This window comes from Sutcliffiella horikoshii (assembly GCF_002157855.1).
Classification (GTDB): Bacteria; Bacillota; Bacilli; order Bacillales; family Bacillaceae_I; genus Sutcliffiella_A; species Sutcliffiella_A horikoshii_C.
This window is the reverse complement of the sequence record NZ_CP020880.1, coordinates 2,914,781-2,934,589: the sequence shown is the minus strand read 5'-3', so window position 1 is coordinate 2,934,589 and position 19,809 is coordinate 2,914,781. Positions and strand designations below refer to the sequence as shown.

Below are 19,809 nucleotides of genomic sequence, written 5' to 3'. Positions count from 1 at the left end.
ACGGAGTGTTGTTATGAATTATCGAATTCCTGAACAAACAATTGATCAAATCAGACAGTCTACCGACATTGTTGATGTAATAAGTGAATATGTGCAATTGAAGAAGCAAGGCAGGAATTATTTCGGACTTTGCCCTTTCCATGGTGAAAGTACTCCTTCTTTCTCTGTTTCCCAAGAAAAACAAATCTATCACTGTTTCGGTTGTGGTGCCGGGGGAAGTGCTTTCAATTTCATCATGGAGATCGAGGGCATCAGTTTTGTGGAAGCAGCTCAAAAACTTGCCAAGTCCTCCAATGTAGAAATGGAAGTACCGGAGTATTCCGCAACAGAACAAACAGGCCAGTCGAAAGAAACGAAATGGATGATGGATGCACATTTACTTTTGCATAAATTTTACCATCATTTACTATTAAATACAAAAGAAGGCCAGGAAGCATATGATTATGTGACCGGTAGAGGCTTCACTGACGAAACGTTAAAGAAATTCGGTGTTGGTTATGCACTGAACAGTTGGGACTTCGCTTTGAAATTCCTTACGAAAAGGGGCTACAACCAGCAGTTGCTGGAGAAGGCCGGCCTTCTAATTGAGAAGGAGCATACAGCTGAATATTTTGACCGTTTCAGAAATCGAATCATGTTTCCTATTCATGACCATAAAGGAAATGTTATTGCCTTTTCTGGCAGAGTGCTTGGAGAAGGCGAACCAAAGTACTTGAATTCACCAGAGACCCCACTTTTTAATAAAAGTAAAATTCTTTACAATTTCCATCAGGCCCGTCCTCATATAAGAAAGCAGGAACAGGTTATCCTCTTTGAAGGATTTGCCGATGTCATCGCTGCGGATGGAGCGGGGTTACCTAATGGAATTGCAACGATGGGAACTTCTTTAACAGAAGATCAAGCCCGCATTATTAGGAGGCATGTTGAAAATGTCACTATCTGTTATGACGGAGATAATGCGGGAATAGAAGCGGCTTACAGGGCAGCGAACATCCTTATTCAACAAGGATGTTACGTAAGAATTGCCATGATGCCAGATAAAATGGACCCTGATGACTATATCCGTAGTAAAGGATCAGACTCGTTTAAGCAGGATGTAATAGGGGCAAGTTTAACGTTCATGGCATTTAAGCTCAGGTACTTACGTAAAGGTAGGAACATGAAAGATGAAGGCGAACGGATGCGGTATGTGGAAGATGTCCTGAAAGAGATTAGCATGCTGACCAAAGCGGTTGAACGGGATCATTACCTTCGTCAATTAGCTGATGAATTTTCCATCTCGTTGGACGCTTTAAAGCAGCAGCAGTTTCAAGTGTATAAATCTTTAATGCAAAAAAAGGATTATAACGAGCAGAATAGAATAAATATACCTAACAAGCCTAAAATCTTCACGCAAGCGTTAAAACCGGCTTATTTGAATGCAGAACGCTATTTGCTAGCACATATGCTCAAAGATAGGACAGTATCCGAGAAGGTGCAAGCTTCGATTGAAGGCTCCTTTATCATCGAAGAGCATCGTGCAATTGCAACCTATCTGTATGCTTTCTACGAAGAAGGCTATGAGCCGAATATCAGTATATTCATGGAGCGTATCCCTGAGCAATCGCTCAAGAAAATCATTTCTGAACTGGGGATGCTTACACTTGAGGAAGAATTAAGTGATGCAGTGCTACATGATTATATGAAACAGGTGTTTAATTATCCAAAATTGTTAACAATAAAAGAAAAAGAGCAAGATAAGAAACAAGCAGAAGCACAAAATGATTATCTTGGTGCTGCACAAATCGCGATGGAAATAATCCAAATGAAAAAAGAGTTAAAACAATAAATATACCTCTTTATCGCGTTCAATGTTGGAAGGAGGGGACAGTTGATGGCTGAAAAATCAGCACAATCAAAAGAGATGGAAACAGAATTGACCATCGAACAAGTAAAAGAACAACTAACCGAAGTAGGTAAAAAGCGTGGTGTCCTAACCTATGAGGAGATAGCCGAGAAGATGGCTGGCTTTGAAATAGAGTCCGATCAGATGGATGAATACTACGAATACCTTGGTGAACAGGGTGTGGAAATCATCGGAGAAGCAGGATCTGATGATGATCCGAACACACAGCAACTAGCTAAGGAAGAAGAGTTTGACCTGAATGATTTAACTGTACCACCTGGTGTAAAGATCAATGACCCGGTTAGAATGTATTTAAAGGAAATCGGACGTGTGGACCTTTTATCCGCTGAGGAAGAAATCAGTCTTGCAAACCGAATCGAAGAAGGTGACGAAGAGGCGAAACGTCGACTTGCAGAAGCCAACCTTCGTCTAGTTGTAAGTATAGCCAAGCGTTATGTAGGCCGCGGAATGTTGTTCCTTGATTTAATTCAAGAAGGTAATATGGGTCTGATAAAAGCGGTAGAAAAATTTGATTATCGTAAAGGGTTCAAGTTTTCTACATATGCAACTTGGTGGATTCGCCAAGCCATAACACGTGCAATTGCTGACCAGGCAAGAACGATTCGTATTCCTGTGCATATGGTAGAAACCATCAACAAACTTATCCGTGTTCAACGTCAATTGTTACAAGACCTTGGGCGTGAACCATCTCCGGAAGAAATCGCAGAAGACATGGATCTTACACCGGATAAAGTGCGTGAAATCCTCAAGATAGCCCAGGAGCCTGTTTCACTTGAAACCCCAATCGGTGAAGAGGATGATTCTCATCTTGGAGACTTTATTGAAGACCAAGACGCAACTTCGCCTTCCGATCATGCGGCATATGAATTGTTGAAAGAACAACTTGAAGATGTACTGGATACACTCACAGACCGTGAAGAAAATGTATTAAGACTACGATTTGGCTTAGATGACGGACGTACTCGTACTCTAGAAGAAGTAGGAAAAGTCTTTGGAGTAACAAGAGAGCGTATCCGACAAATCGAAGCTAAAGCACTTCGTAAGCTAAGACATCCTAGCCGCAGCAAACGTCTGAAAGATTTTCTTGAATAGAATCAGGCTTATGGAAATAGTTTGCTTTTTCTTGAAAAGAGTAAGCTATTTCTCTTTTTTTGCAATTCAATACTTTTATAATATTCAGTTATTAATTTTTAAACTTGTAATTGGAGTGTCAACAAAGTGAATAAACAGCGAAAAGAAACCATCATTCAAGAAATAAAGTATTGGAAAAGAAATCGTCTCCTACCAGACCAATATTGCGATTATTTACTGGCTTTATATACAGGAGGTGAAGGAGTGGAACCAGCGATTGGAAGAGGGAAACTTTACTCCACCTTTTTTGCATGTCTAATTTCTCTCTTCGTTCCAATAACATTTCTTGTCATTTATTTTACTGAAATGCCAGTTCATTTGCAAATGCTCCTGGTAACTTTTTTTGTTTTACTTTCTATATTCGGATACTTTGTTTTTCGAAAAGAACAATTATACATACATATACCAGTCTTTGTCATTGCCTTGCTCACACTGATTTTTTCCATAAAGTTACTGGAGCTTCTGTCTTTCCAACTACCGTTAACCTTTATTATCATTACCTTTCAGACGCTGGTGTGGTTTTTTATCGGCTACATAAAGAAATGGTACTATTTAAACATTTCAGCCATTATAACAATGATCCTACTTGTTGCAAACATTATACTGATGTAACTAATTGATAATTTAGTTATTTTTAAAAGTTGTGAAAATTCCCTTTTATCTATTATAATACAAATGAAAGCGTATTCAATAGATTGTAGGATGGAAGAAAAATACTAGCTCTTGCTAATGTTTTCCAAACAACAAGGGGGGAAAGATTGTGAACTTTGATTTAACGTCAGAACAAGCGATGATTAAGAAAACAATTAGAGAGTTTTCAGATGAAGTAGTTGCACCAGGAGTTCTCCAACGAGATCGGGACAAAAAATTCCCTGTTGAAGTGTTTCAACAGTTATCACAATTAGGCATGATGGGACTACCTTTTCCTGAAGAATATGAAGGAGCGGGCGCTGATACAGTCAGCTTTGCGATTGTCGTAGAAGAATTGAGCAGAGCTTGTGGCTCGACAGGTATTACTTATTCCGCTCACGTTTCGTTAGGTGGGGCACCGCTTAACCTATTCGGTACAGAAGAACAAAAGCGCAATTACCTCGTCCCTATTTGTACAGGCGAATCACTCGGTGCATTCGGATTGACCGAACCAAATGCCGGTTCAGATGCAGGTGGTACTCAAACAACTGCCGTAGAAGATGGGGAAGATTACATCATTAACGGTAACAAATGTTTCATTACGAATGCATCCTATGCCAAGCATTTGGCGTTAACGGCTATCACCGATAAAAAGGGGAATGAAAAAGAAATCTCTGCTATCATCGTTCCAACAGATGCCAAAGGGTTTCAAGTGATTGATAACTATGAAAAAATGGGACTTAACGCTTCTAATACAACAGAGCTAGTGCTTGAAGATGTACGTGTGCCACAGGAAAACCTTTTAGGTAAACGTGGAGAGGGCTTCAGGCAGTTCTTAATCACTCTTGATGGAGGACGAATAGGAATTGGTGCCATGGCGGTAGGAATTGCACAGGCAGCTTTTGAGCGAGCGCTCGCTTACTCTCAAGAAAGAAAACAATTTGGAAGATCCTTATCGAGTTTTCAGATTAACCAATTCAAACTGGCAGACATGGCCATGAAACTTGAACTTGCAAGAACCATGGTTTACAAAGCTGCCTGGCTAAAAGATCAAGGACGACCATTCTCCAAAGAAGCATCCATGTGTAAACTATATGCCTCTGAAGTGTGCATGGAAATAGCAGACCAAGCTGTTCAACTCCATGGCGGCTACGGGTACATGAAAGAATACCACGTAGAACGCTTCATGCGCGACGGAAAACTCCTAGAAATCGGCGAAGGAACCTCCGAAGTACAAAGAATGGTAATTGCGAGATCTTTGGGAGTTTAATTGAAGCTGAGACATTCTAGTTGTTGATTGGAGCAAAAGGCGAAGACTCCTGCGGGGGAAGTAGCGACAATGTTGAGACCCCGCAACGAAGTGAGGAGGCTCAAGGTCGCCCCGCGGAAAGCGAAGCCTTTTGCGGAAATCAACAACGGTGTCTATGCAATCAAAATTATTTTCCCACAAACACATCACTTTTCCTATTTTGAGGTACAATATAATCAACAAATATAGAAACCTTCATCTATGTGATGAAGGTTTTTGTCTAAACTGTGAATTTACGAGAGAAGTTGGCAATTAAGTCTTTTCCTATAGTAAAATATAAAGTAAAATAGAGAGTGCTTGTATAAGATAAGACACACGTACATGTACATAAGGAGGTTTGAATAGCATGAATCGTAATCCGCTTATTCCTTTTGCATTTATCGCGGTTTTAGGTCTTGGACTAATGTTCCTATTATCTTTCGTTGGACTTGATCAGGCTGAAAAAATTGCATCCGGTGAAGATGAAACTGTAGAACTGTCTGCAGAAGAACTTTACCAACAAAACTCTTGTATCGGCTGTCACGGCGGTAACTTGGAAGGCGCAGGTGCTGCACCTGCATTGACAGATGTTGGTGACCGTCTATCCCAAGAAGAGATCCAAAACGTTATTGTTAATGGACAAGGCTCTATGCCTGCTAACCTGGCTACACCTAAAGAAGCTGAAGTTCTTGCTGAGTGGCTTGCAAATGGCGCTCAAAGTGAAGAGGGCGAAGAGTAAGATTTGTTTTTTTAGCAAAATGTTACACATATAAAAGATCCTTTGCATTTGTGAAGGGTTTTTTTTTATACTTGTTACATAGGAATTCAAATACATAAGTAAAGAGGAAACAGACATGAATGAATTAAAACTCTCAAAACGTTTAGAAGCAGTAGCTTCTTTTATTCCAAAGGGCAGTGTATTGGCAGACATCGGCTCAGACCATGCTTATCTGCCTTGTTATGCCTATTTGCAGGGAATGATTGAAAGAGGAATTGCCGGAGAAGTAGTAGAAGGCCCCTTTCAATCTGCTATTCAGCAGGTTCGAAAAACGGAATTAGAAAATGTTATTGAAGTCAGAAAAGGGGATGGATTGGAAGTAATTTCTCCTAATGAAGTTACTTGTATCACCATTGCCGGTATGGGTGGAACCCTGATACAATCCATTCTTGAAAAGGGGAAGGATAAACTGGCAGGAGTTCAGACGCTTATTCTTCAACCGAATATTGGTGCAAAAAAAATCAGGGACTGGCTGCTTGAAAATGGATGGGAACTTGTTGCTGAACAAATTTTGCTGGATGATAGTAGGATCTATGAGATTTTAGTGGCAGAACGCGGGAAAAGTGCAAAACCTTATTCGTTGAAAAAAGATACGTATCTTCTTGTAGGACCGTTTCTTGCCAAGGAACGTAATGATGTTTTTGTGCAAAAATGGACACATGAACTTGCGCATTGGAAGAATATTGTTGCGCAGCTGGATGTAGCTGGACAAACAGAAGCGAATGAACAAAAAAGAAAAGAACTTACAGAAAAAATCAGACTGGTAGAGGAGGAACTGGGTATTGAAAACAGTTAACGGCTTGCAGGTTATTGAGTGGTTCGAACAGTTTTCCCCTAAAAAGTATGCAGTCGAAGGAGATAAAATTGGACTTCAGATAGGTACTTTGAATAAGCCGATTCATAAGGTAATGGTAACGCTTGATGTGCTTGAAAAGGTGGTAGACGAGGCAATAGATCAGAATGTTGATTTGATTATAGCCCATCATCCGCCAATCTTCCGAGCGCTTCCAACTGTTACGGATAATTCAGCTGCAGGCAAAATCGTCACTAAATGCATCAAGCATGATATCAGCGTATATGTGGCGCATACGAATCTTGACGTGGCAGAAGGAGGCGTCAACGACCTGCTTGCGGAGGCTCTAGAGCTTGAGGATGTAAAAGTATTGGTGCCGACTTACCAAGAAGAACTTCGCAAACTGAGCGTATTTGTTCCGGTGTCTCACGCAGAAACTCTTTTAGATGCTCTTGGTGAAGCAGGGGCAGGGCATATCGGAAACTATAGTCACTGCTCTTTCACGACGGAAGGGGAGGGGCGTTTTCTTCCTTTAGATGGGACAGACCCTTTTATTGGGAAAAAAGGTCAGCTTGAAAAAGTGGAAGAGATGAAAGTGGAAACGGTATATCCTCTTTCTATAGAGAAACGTGTCATAAAGGCTATGTTCAAAGCACATCCATATGAAGAAGTAGCTTATGATGTCTACAAGCTTGAAAACGATATGAACGCACTTGGCTTAGGGCGCGTTGGAAAATTAAAGGCAGGAATGTCGCTCGCTGATTTTGCCTCTCATGTAAAAAAAGGACTTGAAGTGGAAAATGTCCGTGTGGTCGGAGATTTGAACAGTGAGATTAAGAAAGTAGCGGTTTTAGGCGGAGACGGAAATAAATATATCCATGCTGCAAAGTTTTCCGGTGCGGATGTGTATGTGACAGGGGATCTTTATTTTCATACCGCACATGATGCCATGGCTATCGGATTGAACGTGGTCGATCCCGGGCATTACGCTGAAAAGATTATTAAAAAAGGCGTGGCTCAGCGATTGGAAAAGGTCGTGGATGAGAAGAATTGGGAGCTTGAAGTTTTAGTATCTGAGACGAATACAGATCCGTTTAGATTTATGTGATGTTTGTTTGGAGAGGCGATCCATTTTGGGTCGTTTCTTTTTTTATTAGAAAGAAGGTGTCTCTGCGCCCGAAAAGCTTCGGGAAAGGAAAACCGGTAAGAGAGAAGGCGTCTCTGTGCCCGGAAAACTATGGGGAAAGGGAAAACGGTAAGAGAGAAGGCGTCTCTGTGCCCGAAAGACTTCGGGAAAATGGAAAACGGTAAGAGAGAAGGCGCCTCTGTGCCCGAAAGGCTTCGGGAAAAGGAAAAACGGTAAGAGAGAAGGCGTCTCTGTGCCCGAAAGACTTCAAGGAAAGGGGAAAAGGTCAGAGAGAAATGCCTTAAAGCCCGAAACCCTTTGGCAAAGGCGTCAAAGGTAATATAGACCAGCTCTATACGCCCGAAGCTCGTCTGCAATAGCAGGGAAGGTAATATAGACCGGTTCTATACGCCCGAAGCTCGTCTGCAATAGCGGGAAAGGTAATATAGACCGGTTCTATACGCCCGAAGCTCGTCCACAAAAGCATCAAAGGTAACATAGAAGCAGTATAGTTCCAATTTGCATTGTGGAATCTTAAGCTTCTAAGCATAACAAAAAACACCCTCCAAAAAGAGGGTGCAATCAATCAGCCTTACGAAGTTTTCGCCTTTTTCACTTTCGGCAAAATCTTTTGCAAAGGTACATTTTTCGTTGTGTTCCATGTATCTTTATTGAACGGATCGAACTGCTCCACAAATTGAATGACTTCTTTTGTGATTGGAGTTGGTGTCGAAGCACCTGCTGTAACAGCAACCGTGCCAGCATTCATCAACCACTCTACATTCAACTCGCTGATATCGGAAATGCGGTAAGCAGGAGTGCCTGCAATTTCTTGAGAAACTTGAGCAAGTCTGTTGGAGTTATTACTTTTTGGATCCCCAACAACGATTGTCACATCTGCTTGTCCTGCTTGTTCTGCCACGGCTTCTTGTCTAACTTGAGTAGCAAGGCAAATTTCTTTGTGTTGCTCGACATGCGGGTATTTTTCTTGTACCTTGACCATGATGTCGGCTACATCCCATTGACTCATGGTAGTTTGGTTAGTTACGATAATTTTCTCACTATCAATCGACAATGCTTCCACGTCATCAAGCGTCTCCACTAGATGCACGATGGAAGGAGCAACTCCTACTGCACCTTCTGGCTCTGGATGTCCTTTTTTCCCGATGTAAATAACTTCATACCCTTGTGCTTCTTTCATGCGGATCAGGTCATGAGTTCGTGTAACATCCGGGCATGTCGCGTCAATGGTGGTTAAACCTTTTTCCTTTGCGCGGACTTTCACTTCCGGTGAGACACCGTGGGCAGTGAAAATAACGGTACCTTCGTTAATCTGATCAAGGATCTCCAGGCGGTTTGCACCGTCCAATGTGATGATCCCTTCTTCTTCAAATGCGTCTGTAACATGTTTATTATGAACAATCATACCTAAGATGTAGATTGGTCGTGGTAATGTTTTATCTAATGCTGCATTTCTTGCAATCACCATAGCATCCACTACACCATAGCAGTAGCCACGAGGGGCGATTTTAATTAGTTCCATATAGGGATAACCCTCCTTACATCAAATAAGAGAGTGATAAACACTCTCTCACTACTTACAGTCTATTATAGTATAAATAAGAAGGTTAGTACAAAAGAAGATATTAGGAACTTCAGATATAAAGCTTAGGAGCGGAACCGCCTGCAGGTTTTTCCTCTGGCTCAGTGTCAGTGGCTGTAGTCTTTGGTTTTGCCTTTTTAACTTTTTTCTTGGTGTTGTTTTCCGCTGCGCTATCACTTTCAACCTCTTCTGTTTTTGCTTCCTCCGTTGACTCTGTATCAGTATCATCATCCACATTTTTCAGTTCATTGTAAAGCTTGAGCATGGCTGGCACATTTCTTACAAGAGGTCCATATTGCTGAACCATCGGCATGACACCCTCTGCCATTTTTAACGCTTTTTGAACATTTCCAAGCATGCCTGTCAGGTTGTTCGGATTGATGAGTTGTTGAAGAGTTCCCGCGTTCGCGAGTTGACCGAGCCCTCCACCTGCGCCTGTATTGGCCAGTTGACCGAGTCCGCCCATGTTTCCGATGCTTCTGGCTCCTGTTCTTCCAAAGAGTTTGGCAAGCAGTCCGCCACCACCGCCGCCACCTCCACCGCCACCTCCACCACTATTTCCTCCTAGGCCCATTCCTCGCCCAGCTCCACCCATAAATGGGGAAGGGTTTCTTAACATTTGATTAGGCATATTGGACATAGGTGAATTGGGCATATTAAACATATTGAACATGTTATTCTGTGGCTGTTGCATAAATGGAGAGGGACCTGGACCCATGCGGAACGGGGAAGGCCTCATTGGTTGCTGCATAGGTGGCATCGATCGATTTGGTCCAAAAAACATGGTAATCCTCCTTTCTTTCCTGAAAAGTAATCATTATATTCAATTGCCGGAATTTAACAAGCTTTTCTGTTCTCCTATAATTTATGCGGATGGTGCTTGGCATGTTTATAGTCTGGAAAGATTGGGCACAACCGTAGTGTAGCCAAAAAAACAAAACTGCTTTATAATAGTTGTTTGGGGTTAAACAGAACGTAACGGAACGAATGCGAATAACTCATGAATGAAAATAGAAACTTTAAAATAATGACATAGATACATATTCCATGCATGATTTTAAAAGTGGAGGTAAATAAATGAATACAACGTTTGAAAAATTTAATGTAAAGCCGTTCATTTTAGATGCGGTAAAAGAACTTAGATTTCAAAAACCGACAGAAGTCCAAGAAAGAATGATTCCTTCCTTATTAAATGGAGAAAGTGCCATTGGACAATCTCAAACTGGAACAGGGAAAACACATGCTTACCTGATTCCGATCTTGAGTAAAATTGATCCATCCTTACAAGAAGTACAAGCAGTTATCACAGCTCCAACAAGAGAGCTAGCTAACCAAATTTACCAAGAAGTATTGAAAATCACGAAGTTTTGTTCTGGTGAAGATATGATTACGGCACGTTGTTATATCGGCGGTACGGATAAACAACGTACGATTGACCGTCTTAAACAGCAACCGCATATAGTAGTTGGAACACCTGGACGTATTAAAGACTTAATGGTGGAAAATGCGCTGTTAGTCCACACGGCGAGAACAATTGTGGTAGATGAAGCCGACCTTATGCTTGATATGGGATTCATTGAAGATATCGATAAGGTTGCTGCAGCAATGCCAAAAAACCTTCAAATCATGGTATTCTCAGCTACAATCCCTGAAAAGCTAAAACCTTTCTTACGTAAATACATGGAAAATCCAAAGTATACACATGTTGCTCCAAAACAAGTAACGGCAGCTAAAATCAAGCATCTGCTTATGCCAGTGAAATCGAAAAGTAAAACGAAATTATTGCATGATTTACTTGTGGAATATAACCCATATTTGGCAATTGTTTTTACCAACACGAAGAAAAAAGCAGATGAAGTGGCAGATGCATTGCTAGAACAAGGGTTAAAAGTAGGTAGAATCCATGGTGATCTCAACCCTCGTGAACGCAAAAAAATGATGAAGCAAATCAATGAATTGGAATATCAATATGTGGTGGCAACAGACCTTGCGGCAAGAGGAATTGATATTGCAGGTGTCAGTCATGTCATCAACTATGAGCTTCCGTCAGATCTTGACTTCTATGTTCACCGTGTTGGACGTACTGCACGTGCAGACTATTCCGGTAATGCTATTACACTTTACGAACCAACAGATGAGAATGCGCTTGCTCAGATTGAAAAGATGGGGATAGAGTTTACCCAAATTGATTTCAAAAATGGTGAATTGGTTGAAATCGGTCCACGTAACAAGAGACAAAACCGTAAAAAACAAATTAATGAAATCGATGTAGCGGCAAAAACATCCGTAAAGAAATCGACAAAAGTTAAACCAGGCTATAAAAAGAAACACAAATATGAAGTAGAGCAATTCAAGAAAAGACAACGTCGCTTGAAAAAGAGATAATAAGAGCAACTGGATAACCTTTCACGGCATCCTTATGTTAAAATAAAGACTGATTTTAAAAGAGGTGATGTTGTGGAAAACTTACTAATTGGCTCTCATGTATCCATGAGTGGGAAAAAGATGCTATTGGCAGCAAGTGAAGAGGCTGCATCCTACGGATCTAACGTATTTATGATCTATACAGGTGCTCCTCAAAATACGCGAAGAAAAAAAATAGAAGACCTTAACATAGAAGCGGGTCTTGCACATATGAAAGAGCATGGATTAAAGGAAATCATTGTACATGCTCCTTATATCATCAATATTGGTAACTCCCAGAAGCCGGAAACTTACGAACTCGGAGTGAATTTTCTCGCTGAAGAAGTAAGAAGAACGGATGCAATCGGGGCAAAACAGATTGTCCTCCACCCAGGTGCGCATGTTGGTGCAGGGACGGAAGTGGGTATCAGCCAGATTATTAAAGGGTTGAATGAGGCGCTGACAAAAGAGCAAAATGTTCAAATTGCATTGGAGACCATGGCAGGGAAGGGCTCTGAGTGTGGGCGAATTTTTGAAGAACTTGCTGCCATCATTGATGGAGTCCATTTGAATGAAAAGCTTTCTATTTGCCTGGATACTTGTCACGTACATGATGCAGGATACGATATTGTAAATGACTTTGATGGAGTATTGAAGCAGTTTGACGATATCATTGGTTTAGACCGCCTGAAAGTCCTTCATATAAATGACAGTAAAAATACATGTGGTGCTAGTAAAGACCGCCATGAAAACATCGGGTTTGGACACATTGGGTTTGATGCAATCAATTATATTGTTCATCATGATCAATTGAAACATATTCCTAAAATTTTGGAGACACCATATGTCGGCGAAGATAAGAAAGACCGTAAGCCGCCATATAAACATGAAATTGCCATGTTAAAAAACAAGCAGTTTGATGAAGAGCTTTTAACAAAAATTGTGAATGATTGATTAATAAGAAAGAAGCAAGGGACATAAAAAAAGTGCCCTTGCTTCTTTTTTAAAAAAATGAAAGTGCAAATTACAGTTGATTTCCGTTCCAGGCGCTTCGCTTGCCTGCGGGCGGTCCGTGAGCCTCCTCGGCGTGCGCCTCCGGGCTCTCACCTGTCCCTTCCTCCCACGGGCGTCTGAGCGCCTTCCACTCCAATCAACAAGATGACCTCATTCAACGAAGGGTATATGAAAAGTACCTACCCGAGTTAACAGAATAAGCATAAACGTACCTTTTACGTAATTTTTAGCTGTGGATTGGAGCAAATGACGTAGACTCCAGCTGGGGAGTAACGGTAGCTTGAGACCCCACAGCGCAGCGAGGAGGCTCAAGCACCGTCCCGCGGAAAGCGAAGTCATTTGCGGAAAGGAACAGCGGTGATTAGCGAATACCTAAAGTTCTTTAGCTGGTTTTTCTTACTTTGTAAACTCCAAAAATAACTGATTCACTTTTTTAGCCGTCTCATGCCCCGTAATTTTTGCTACTTCTTTCATCAATTGAATTCTTTCAGACGTATTGAAAACATTCACTTTTTTTGACTTCAAAAGAGCTGATACCTTCTTTGCCTGATCTGGTGTCAAGGAGATGTTATACTCCCCGCTATACTTCATCAATTCATCTGCCGTAATGTTATGAAGCTTCTTATTTACGATTTGTTGATAAATGTTCATCATATTATCCCTCCCATTTTAGCCTATGTTGGAAAAACAAAAAGGCTACCTTTACGAAATAATATGACAACTGTTGGGAAATTATTGTATAATTAAAATATTCCATAAACAAAAGTTATTCAAAGGGTAACGAGGGGGAGTAACCTTGTCGTTTATTATAGATAAAAAAGATCAGGATATATTTCAGCAGTTAAGCTCAGACCTCAGACTAATCTTGAATGCGAATGGCTTTATCGAAGAGTGGAATGAGAGAGCCAGCACGTTTCTTTCCATATTGGAGGAGAACCGCTCTTTTTTTCTCAGTTTTCCATCAAGCTATCGCCAAGAGGTCTATACATACTTAAAGGATATTTCTGAATTGCCTGGGAAAGAGATAAAAAGGATTTTGTTTCATCGAATTAATGGCAGCTTCTATGAAGTCGTTTATACAGGCATCCTTTCTCAAGAGCGGATTTATTTATCAGGACACTTAATTGAAAATAAGGACAGTTCCGTCGTTCTTCCACTTCATTATGGCACGATTGAACAATCATTGAAGGTCAATGAATTTATGACCAACTCATTGGATATAGCTATATTGGTTCTCTCAAAGGGAGGGAAGATTGAATATATCAATAACCGGTGTTTAACATTATTAGAGCTCGATGTGGGTGAGGACTATATCAATATTGAATTCGATGATCTGTTAACTCCAGTCTTTCTGAAGGATAAGTTATATGAAATTTACGAAGAAGTTATCCTCAATAAGAAGTTCAAAGAGCGAATCTGCTATGACGATGAAGTATTATATCAGATTCAAGGAATTTTATTTGAAAGAACAGAGAAGGTATTCTTCATCATCCATGACCGCTCTTATCAACAGAAATTTGAAAACCTTCTTGTTTACAAACAACAGATGGAATCTGTCTCTCAAATCTCAGCAGGAATGGCACACGAGTTAAGGAATCCTTTATCTGTCATTAAGGGATTTATACAACTTTCCCAAATTACAAATAATTGGAGTAAATACTACGACACCATCATGGCTGAAATAAATCGAATGAATTCCATCATTGAGGACTTTTTATCTGTTTCCAGAAAAAAGGTGAAAAAACAGCTTATCGAGCCGCAATATATCTTTCAATCATTGGTGTATATTTTTCAATCAGAGTGCTTATTACATAATATAGATTTTGACTTTGAAATTGAAGAAGTGGATGAGCAGGTATTGGTCAATGAGGCCATGATTAAGCAAGTTATGCTGAATTTTTTAAGAAATGCCATTGAAGCTTTCTCACCGGAACAGAAAAACAAGCTGTTTCTATTGCGAGCTAAGAAGTCAGATACCTTCTATGAAATTACCGTCGTAGACAACGGGAAAGGGATGGCTGAAGATGTATTAGATCGCATTGGCAAACCGTTTTTCACAACAAAAGAAAAGGGAAATGGATTAGGCATTCCGCTATGTAAAAAGATAATAGAAGACCATGATGGGGAGTTATTCATCGACAGCAAATTAGGGGAAGGTTCCACCTTTTGCTACCGATTGCCACTCTTAAAGGAAAAGCCTGAATAGGGCTTTTTTTGTTGCGGCTAAGCCTCTTTATTTACTTTTACTCTCAGCTGTTGTATACTAACTTATTGTTATAAAATCGTAATGATTCTTATCTTTTAAGGTGTGATAATGTTGGAAAATGTACTCGAAATCAAGGAACTATCCTATAAATATGAAAAACAAAACGTCATTGAAAATATAAATTTAAGCATACCAAAAGGAGCTTTCCTTGGATTAGTTGGTCCGAATGGTTCTGGTAAATCAACACTTTTAAAGTGTATCCTTGGACTCTTGCGTCCTCAAAAGGGAACCATCGAATTGTTTGGAAAGGATATCCGCAAGTTTAAAGATTGGAGCAAAATCGGTTTTGTTTCCCAGAAGGCGAACAGTTTCAATTCCGGTTTTCCGGCAACCGTCTTTGAAGTAGTTTCAACAGGTCTGGTTTCAAAGGTTGGCTTATTGCGCTTCTTTAATAAACAACACAAAAAGCAAGTCTTAGAAGCTATAAGGGCAGTAGGGATGGAGGACTTTACAGATAGAAATATAGGTGACTTATCCGGAGGGCAGCAACAACGTGTCTTTATAGCAAGGGCACTGGTGAGTGAACCGGAGCTATTAATTTTGGATGAGCCTACAGTCGGAGTGGATATAAAGAATGTACAAAACTTCTACTCCATGCTTTCCCACTTGAACAAAAAACTAGGCATCACGCTGATCTTGGTCACACATGATGTAGGAACTATTACAGAAAAAGTGACACATGTGGCCTGCTTGAACAAAAATCTACATTTTCACGGTGTGACAGATGAATTTGAAAAGTTGCGCACTAAAGACCTTTCACAGTTTTACGGGCATGATGTACATGTTCTTAGTCATGATCACCATCACCACGATGGAGGGCATATGTAATGATATCAGCTTTTATGCAATTTGAATTTTTAAGAAATGCATTTTATACAGGAATCTTGATTGGCTTTTTGGCACCTCTATTAGGTGTTTTTGTCGTGGTAAGGAGACTTTCATTGATCGCGGACGCCTTAAGCCATGTAACCTTGGCTGGAATCGCAGCAAGCTTGCTGGTGGAAAAGCGTTTCGGGTTAATGGTCGGTGTGAGTCCTATTTATTTCGGGATGGCGTTTTCAGTAACAGGTGCATTGTTTATAGAAAAACTGCGTGGAGTATATAAACACTACCAAGAGCTAGCTATTCCGATCATTTTGTCTTCTGGGATTGGTCTTGGTGTAATCTTTATTTCGCTTGCGGATGGATTTAATACAGATCTTTTCAACTTTTTATTTGGGAGTGTAAGTGCTGTTACATCAACTGATTTTTGGACTGTTTTTATCGTAACTATAGGGGTACTCCTCACCATCATTTTATTTTACAAAGAATTTTTTATCCTTTCGTTTGATGAAGAACATGCCAAGGTGTCGGGTGTGAATGCACGAGTATTTCATCTAATATTCATCATTATGGTGGCACTTGTTATTGCAGCTTCTATGCGAATTGTCGGTATCCTTTTAGTTTCTTCCCTTATGACCTTACCTGTAGCTGCAAGCATGAGGTTAAGCAGAGGTTTCAAACAAACCATAGTGTTGGCTATAGTTTTTGGAGAAATTGCCGTAATTGGCGGTTTAATCTCATCTTTTTATTTTGATCTTGCTCCAGGAGGAACTATTGTAATCTTATCGGTTCTCATTTTGATTGTCACCATTCTCTGGAATAAAATAAGGGGTGTAAAATAATGAATGTAACACAGGCACTTACTCTTATGAAAGATAAAGGATATAAATATACAGGAAAAAGACAGGAAATGCTTGAATTGTTTGCAACAGAAGATAAGTATTTGACTGCAAAAGATGTTCTCGATTCCATGAAGGACAATTATCCTGGTTTAAGCTTTGACACCATTTATCGTAATCTTGGAGTATTTGTGGAGTTGGGGATATTAGAAAGCACAGAGCTTTCTGGTGAAAAACACTTCCGTTTTACATGCTCTACCAAACATCATCATCATCACTTCATCTGCATGTTGTGTGGTAAAACAAAGGAAATAGAAACCTGTCCGATGCAGGACCTTGAGGAGAACTTAAAAGGTTATGATATCACAGGTCATAAATTTGAGATCTATGGAAAGTGCCCGGAATGTGTCTAAAGTAACAAATTTGGGATTATCTCATATATAGTAATTACCACCCATTTTACATGTGTGCCCTCTGAAAATGGGCGGTTATACACGAAACATGTTTTAAAAGATGCATAAGGGTGTATGAGATGACAGCGAAGAATAGACAGCTTTCCTCTTTAAAAAGAGAGGATCTTGTTGACATTATGATTTTGATTCGAGAAATGGGATCAGAAAGAACAGATATTAGCACAGAAGACTTTGTGAAGGCGATTGAAAGCCAACTTCTGCTTGCGATGTCTCGATCTAAATAAAAAGGAGAGTGGGATATCCACTCTCCTTTATTATGATGTTTATCGGGAAACGCTGATTGTATGAAGCAATGATTGCACTTTTAGATCTGCTTCTTTCCAATTTGAAACTCTGTGAACATTTGCAGGTACTGGTTCCCTATTGTATGGGGTATCAAATAAAATGACTGGTATGTTACATTCTTCGCTTATGTCACATGCGTTATCATGTTTATCTTCAAAAAATAGCTCTATCTTATGTTTTTTAACGGCAGCAATTTTATTGTGTGTACCGATTAATTCTAGGTGATCGTAGTCTATCTCCTGTTTGGAAAACCAGTTCTCTGTCACTTCAAAAAGGTGGTTTCTGCGGGCGCTGATAAAATAAAGATCAAAATCATTTTTCCACCGTTGCACAATAGACTTTGCTCCTGTAGCGAGAGGGGCATCTTTATAAATAATCGGCTCCATTTCGTCCATCCATTTCCAAAAGCCAGCTTCATCTAAGCCCATAAGAGGGGTCAAATCATATTGTTTCATATCTTCAAGGGTTATATTTTTTTTCAATGTATTATTGATGAAGGGTACAAAAGTAGAAGGGCAAGTTAACGTCCCGTCAATATCAATTCCAAATCTTTTTCTCATAATTGCCTCCAGTCCTATTGCTACATTTATTTTATCATATTTTGTCCTTTTATCTGTTATTTTGTTGATTGATTTAAAAATGGAAAGATGACAAAACTTAACAAAGATTGACATCCATGATTTAGCCTTTTTTGCTCATACTAAATAATGCTCCTAACTTCTTAAGAAAGCGAGGGATACGAATGGCAAGTGAATTTGAGAAAAACGAAGAGAAACTTGACCGTTTTGATTCAGACTTGGCTTATGAAGAACCTCATGTTTCTAGAGCGAAGGGACATCGGGACTTTTTAGAAGAGCATGCAGCTGAGGTTGCAGTGCCTCCTGTTGTACAATCAGATAGAAGCAGGGAACGAGAAGCAATTTTTGAAGAAGAGCGCAGTGACGTAATGGGAATGAGTGGACGAGGACTTGGGATTCTAGGGTTAGCCTTATCTATCCTTTCGTTGTTCTTTCTGCCAATCATTATGGGAGCTGCCGGTATTATCGTCGGCTTTATTGCCCGCAAACGTGGGGCAACAGGGTTAGGAGCATGGGCAATCGGAATCGGTGTCGTTTCCATTGTTGTTGGGATTTTTGTATTACCATTGTTTTAACACCACCTAAATGGTTCATCCATTTAACGGCAGCAAAAAAGCTTGGCACCAATTGGTGTCAAGCTTTTGCCTTTTCTTCCTCTTGCTTTGCAAAATATTCTTCTGCAATTTTATCGATTTCTTTTTTCAGTTCTTCCACCATGGTAGCTTCAGGTACTTTACGGACAATTTCTCCTTTGCGGAAAAGTAACCCTTCGTTACGTGCACCTGCAATCCCGATATCTGCCTCACGTGCTTCACCAGGTCCGTTTACCGCACAACCGAGTACGGCTACTTTAATTGGCGCCTTTATGGTAGAAATGTATTCCTCTACTTCATTTGCGATACTAATCAGGTCAATTTCAATACGTCCACATGTAGGACATGAAATAAGTGTAGCTGCGTTAGAAGATAAGCCAAATGACTTCAATAATTCACGAGCAACCTTTACTTCCTCCACAGGATCTGCACTTAAGGAAATACGTAATGTGTTACCGATTCCCTTGCTTAAAATCGCTCCCAACCCGGCAGCACTTTTCACTGTTCCTGCAAAAAGTGTACCAGACTCTGTGATACCCAAATGAAGCGGGTAGTCAAAAGCTTTTGCTGCTTTTTCGTATGCTTCAATGGCAAGGTTCACATCTGAAGCCTTCATGGAAACAATGATATCGTGGAAATCAAGGTCTTCTAATATTTTGATGTGGTGAAGTGCACTTTCCACCATTCCGTCTGCTGTAGGGTAACCGTATTTTTCGATGATACGCTTTTCCAAGGAACCTGCATTAACACCGATACGAATGGGAATCCCTTTTTCTTTACATGCTTTTACAACCGCTTCCACCTTTTCTCGGCGACCAATGTTACCGGGGTTGATACGGATTTTGTCTGCTCCGCCTTCAATGGCTTTAAGTGCCAGTTTGTAATCAAAATGGATGTCCACAACTAGCGGAATGTTGATTTGTTTTTTTATGTCTGCGATGGCGTTTGCTGCACGCTCATCCGGGCATGCAACACGGACTACTTGACAGCCTGCTTCTTCCAATCGCTTTATTTCTGCAACCGTTGCCTCTACGTCATGAGTTTTGGTGGTTGTCATACTTTGGATAAATAGTTCGTTACTGCCGCCGATTGTTATGTCTCCGACTTTAACTGGGCGGGTTTTTGTACGATGTATTATTTCATTCACGAGTGAATCGCTCCTTTAGGAATGATCTACAGATCAAAACATCTTTCTTTCATAAGAGTAGCTTGTAATGAGAGAAAAAGCTAGTATTATCCACTAACTCCCAACATATTTTAACAATCGCAACCACATCTGAC

The 19,809-nt window shown here is 40.3% G+C and carries 20 protein-coding genes; 15 read left to right on the top strand and 5 right to left on the bottom strand.

Going from position 1 to position 19,809, the window contains the following annotated elements:
* Window positions 1-13: 13 nt before the first annotated feature.
* The 7 genes from dnaG to B4U37_RS15205 all read left to right on the top strand — a co-directional run bounded on the left by dnaG (window position 14) and on the right by B4U37_RS15205 (window position 7,634).
* Entirely contained in the window at window positions 14-1,828 is a 1,815-nt protein-coding gene (gene dnaG / locus B4U37_RS15240) for a DNA primase (RefSeq protein WP_088018886.1), read from the top strand.
* A gap of 45 nt (window positions 1,829-1,873) precedes the next feature.
* Window positions 1,874-2,998 (top strand): RNA polymerase sigma factor RpoD, encoded by a 1,125-nt coding sequence (gene rpoD / locus B4U37_RS15235; RefSeq protein ID WP_010196287.1) that lies wholly within the window; start codon window positions 1,874-1,876, stop codon window positions 2,996-2,998.
* A gap of 126 nt (window positions 2,999-3,124) precedes the next feature.
* Entirely contained in the window at window positions 3,125-3,649 is a 525-nt protein-coding gene (locus B4U37_RS15230) for a hypothetical protein (RefSeq protein ID WP_010196289.1), read from the top strand.
* 148 nt (window positions 3,650-3,797) lie between these two features.
* Entirely contained in the window at window positions 3,798-4,937 is a 1,140-nt protein-coding gene (locus B4U37_RS15225) for an acyl-CoA dehydrogenase family protein (protein WP_088018885.1), read from the top strand.
* 385 nt (window positions 4,938-5,322) lie between these two features.
* Entirely contained in the window at window positions 5,323-5,694 is a 372-nt protein-coding gene (cccA, locus tag B4U37_RS15215; RefSeq protein ID WP_010196297.1) for a cytochrome c550, read from the top strand.
* Window positions 5,695-5,809: 115 nt separating this feature from the next.
* Window positions 5,810-6,529 (top strand): tRNA (adenine(22)-N(1))-methyltransferase, encoded by a 720-nt coding sequence (locus B4U37_RS15210; protein ID WP_088018883.1) that lies wholly within the window; start codon window positions 5,810-5,812, stop codon window positions 6,527-6,529.
* A complete protein-coding gene (locus B4U37_RS15205) occupies window positions 6,516-7,634 on the top strand; it encodes a Nif3-like dinuclear metal center hexameric protein (protein ID WP_088018882.1) in 1,119 nt (372 codons plus the stop codon). Before B4U37_RS15210 ends, B4U37_RS15205 begins: the two co-directional genes overlap by 14 nt.
* A 610-nt stretch (window positions 7,635-8,244) precedes the next feature.
* On the opposite strand, the gene B4U37_RS15200 is transcribed toward B4U37_RS15205, so the two are convergent.
* Complete coding sequence (locus B4U37_RS15200; protein ID WP_088018881.1) at window positions 8,245-9,195, bottom strand: 4-hydroxy-3-methylbut-2-enyl diphosphate reductase; 951 nt, start codon at window positions 9,193-9,195, stop codon at window positions 8,245-8,247.
* A gap of 112 nt (window positions 9,196-9,307) precedes the next feature.
* Window positions 9,308-10,039, bottom strand: coding sequence for a VrrA/YqfQ family protein (gene vrrA, locus B4U37_RS15195; RefSeq protein ID WP_088018880.1), 732 nt, complete (start codon window positions 10,037-10,039; stop codon window positions 9,308-9,310).
* A gap of 293 nt (window positions 10,040-10,332) precedes the next feature.
* Here vrrA and B4U37_RS15190 point away from each other — a divergent pair, with 293 nt between their 5' ends.
* Both B4U37_RS15190 and B4U37_RS15185 read left to right on the top strand, forming a co-directional pair.
* Window positions 10,333-11,640, top strand: a complete 1,308-nt coding sequence (locus tag B4U37_RS15190) for a DEAD/DEAH box helicase (protein WP_088018879.1) — start codon at window positions 10,333-10,335, stop codon at window positions 11,638-11,640.
* A gap of 105 nt (window positions 11,641-11,745) precedes the next feature.
* Window positions 11,746-12,612, top strand: coding sequence for a deoxyribonuclease IV (locus tag B4U37_RS15185; RefSeq protein ID WP_245840099.1), 867 nt, complete (start codon window positions 11,746-11,748; stop codon window positions 12,610-12,612).
* A gap of 456 nt (window positions 12,613-13,068) precedes the next feature.
* On the opposite strand, the gene B4U37_RS15180 is transcribed toward B4U37_RS15185, so the two are convergent.
* Window positions 13,069-13,326, bottom strand: coding sequence for a DUF2624 domain-containing protein (locus B4U37_RS15180; RefSeq protein WP_244951527.1), 258 nt, complete (start codon window positions 13,324-13,326; stop codon window positions 13,069-13,071).
* Window positions 13,327-13,468: 142 nt separating this feature from the next.
* Here B4U37_RS15180 and B4U37_RS15175 point away from each other — a divergent pair, with 142 nt between their 5' ends.
* From B4U37_RS15175 to B4U37_RS22050, 5 genes are all read left to right on the top strand, one after another.
* On the top strand, window positions 13,469-14,878 hold the full coding sequence (locus tag B4U37_RS15175; protein WP_010194514.1) for an ATP-binding protein: 1,410 nt from the start codon (window positions 13,469-13,471) through the stop codon (window positions 14,876-14,878).
* Window positions 14,879-14,986: 108 nt separating this feature from the next.
* Window positions 14,987-15,766: a metal ABC transporter ATP-binding protein gene (locus tag B4U37_RS15170; RefSeq protein ID WP_029326415.1), complete on the top strand. Its 780-nt coding sequence runs from the start codon at window positions 14,987-14,989 to the stop codon at window positions 15,764-15,766.
* The gene (locus B4U37_RS15165) at window positions 15,766-16,602 is read left to right on the top strand and encodes a metal ABC transporter permease (protein ID WP_010194523.1); all 837 of its coding nucleotides are present in this window, start codon (window positions 15,766-15,768) and stop codon (window positions 16,600-16,602) included. Before B4U37_RS15170 ends, B4U37_RS15165 begins: the two co-directional genes overlap by 1 nt.
* On the top strand, window positions 16,602-17,012 hold the full coding sequence (locus tag B4U37_RS15160; protein WP_010194526.1) for a Fur family transcriptional regulator: 411 nt from the start codon (window positions 16,602-16,604) through the stop codon (window positions 17,010-17,012). Before B4U37_RS15165 ends, B4U37_RS15160 begins: the two co-directional genes overlap by 1 nt.
* A 119-nt stretch (window positions 17,013-17,131) precedes the next feature.
* Window positions 17,132-17,296, top strand: coding sequence for a hypothetical protein (locus B4U37_RS22050; protein WP_010194528.1), 165 nt, complete (start codon window positions 17,132-17,134; stop codon window positions 17,294-17,296).
* Between the two features lie 39 nt (window positions 17,297-17,335).
* Here B4U37_RS22050 and B4U37_RS15155 read toward each other — a convergent pair whose 3' ends face one another.
* Window positions 17,336-17,917, bottom strand: coding sequence for a hypothetical protein (locus B4U37_RS15155; protein WP_187442292.1), 582 nt, complete (start codon window positions 17,915-17,917; stop codon window positions 17,336-17,338).
* A gap of 182 nt (window positions 17,918-18,099) precedes the next feature.
* Here B4U37_RS15155 and B4U37_RS15150 point away from each other — a divergent pair, with 182 nt between their 5' ends.
* On the top strand, window positions 18,100-18,510 hold the full coding sequence (locus tag B4U37_RS15150; RefSeq protein ID WP_088018877.1) for a DUF4190 domain-containing protein: 411 nt from the start codon (window positions 18,100-18,102) through the stop codon (window positions 18,508-18,510).
* A gap of 58 nt (window positions 18,511-18,568) precedes the next feature.
* On the opposite strand, the gene ispG is transcribed toward B4U37_RS15150, so the two are convergent.
* Entirely contained in the window at window positions 18,569-19,675 is a 1,107-nt protein-coding gene (gene ispG / locus B4U37_RS15145; protein ID WP_010194535.1) for a flavodoxin-dependent (E)-4-hydroxy-3-methylbut-2-enyl-diphosphate synthase, read from the bottom strand.
* Between the last annotated feature and the right edge of the window lie 134 nt (window positions 19,676-19,809).